Origin of the sequence: uncultured Porphyromonas sp. (assembly GCF_934359325.1) — a bacterium.
Classification (GTDB): Bacteria; Bacteroidota; Bacteroidia; order Bacteroidales; family Porphyromonadaceae; genus Porphyromonas_A.
The window spans coordinates 1-1,625 of record NZ_CAKRLH010000280.1; the positions used below are offsets into that span (position 1 = coordinate 1).

Sequence of the window (1,625 nt, forward strand, 5' to 3'; positions counted from 1 at the left end):
GGATAGCCAAAGGCAGTGACCACAGAGCTCTCCGTAAGGTCCTCCTGCGCACTGTCGATAGCACTCAGCACCTGGCGGGCTGCCTGTAGGGACGAGGAGGACGGTACGACCACCATCCTCAGATGACCTAAGCTCTGTCGCGACACATCCTCGCCGCTCGTAAAGTCTGACGAGGCGCACTCCGAGTAGGAGCTGCCGGCAAGGCGCAGCCTATTCTTGAGTGCCATAACGAAAGGACTCTCTTCCTCTCCCGGCATAGGATTGACAAAGAGTACATGGTACGAACCATAGGTCTGGATAAAGCGCTCCGCTGCCTGATCATAGAGCAGGGCAGCGGGGGTATTGACCTGATAGACACGCCCAGAGAGCGACGAAGCCACCTCCTTAGAGGAGAAGGGGATCACATAAGTGGCCTGCTTGTACCTAGCGAGCTCACTCAGCTGACGGATCGTGGAAACCGAGACACCACCAATGATCAGGTCGACATCGGGAAGGTTACTGATTGCCACCTTAGTGGACGGCATCTCTACATCGTCGCAGCTATAGACATAGAGGTTGATATCTCTCCCCTCCCGCTTTGCCTCAAGCACGCTCATCAAGAATCCCTCGTAGTAGTCAGCAAAGCGCCTCTCCCTATCGAGCCTGAAGGGGAGAGCCAGCACCACATCCAGGGTACCGGAGCCGGTGGAGGGACGAGTGGCTACGACGCTCCGAGCAGCGAGGTTATTGGGGATGCTACCATCGGGGAGGAAGACCGACTCCCCTGCTCTCAGCCCACGCTCCAGCACCTGAGGATTGTACCGATAGAAGTCCTCCTCGCTCCAGGCAGTACCCTTGACGAGAGAGTAGACGGTGGCACCACCGGAGACTGTCTCCAGTCGGATACCATTGAGGCTGTCCGCAGCAGCAGGCTCCACACGCTTGGCATCGGTCGAGGAGGAGACCCCCGAGGAGTAGCCGGGTAGCTTGATGATCATACCTGCCGCAATGTCATCGGGAGACTTGAGGAAGGAATTAAGAGCCATCAGCTCCTTGACAGTCGTGCCGGCTCGTCGCGCAATACTGTAGAGGGTATCCCCTTTCTTGACCGCATAAAACTCCTGATCCGAGGAAGTACCTGAGCCTGCGCCGGCCGGCAGCACCAGACGCTCACCTACGCGTATGCCCTGACGGGCAGAGGGATTGAGCCGGTAGAGGTCTGCCACGGTGACACCGTACTGCTTACCTATCCGATACAGGGTCTCTCCGGACTGGACCACATGGACACGATTGTTTGTCTGAGCCTGCGCCGGTCCACCGACGGAGAAGAATAGTGCCAGACACATCCACAGGATGATATGTCTCACTCGTTTTCCCCCAATATTCCGCTTCATCTTAGATACTATACAATGAGATAGGTACACGGCGCACAGGCGCCACTCTTCAGTAATGGCACAAAGGTAATGAATTGCCCCCTTTCCGCCACAATTCTATTACCGGTATTAGTGATCGTAGATTCAAGGACGAAGTGCAACAGGGAGGAAGAACGGGGCGAAAAGTTTGAAAGGTGAGATGTAGTCATGTTTCTTCCTGGGTCTGTTGTTAAGTAAAGTCTGGATTTCAAATAGTCGATCGTCGTCGAAGTC

At 55.5% G+C, this 1,625-nt stretch carries 1 protein-coding gene; it reads right to left on the reverse strand.

Annotation, left to right across the window (positions count from 1 at the left end):
* Positions 1-1,373: LysM peptidoglycan-binding domain-containing protein (locus Q0F21_RS07795; protein WP_297238834.1), on the reverse strand; the 1,373-nt coding region annotated here is incomplete at its 3' end.
* Positions 1,374-1,625: the final 252 nt, after the last annotated feature.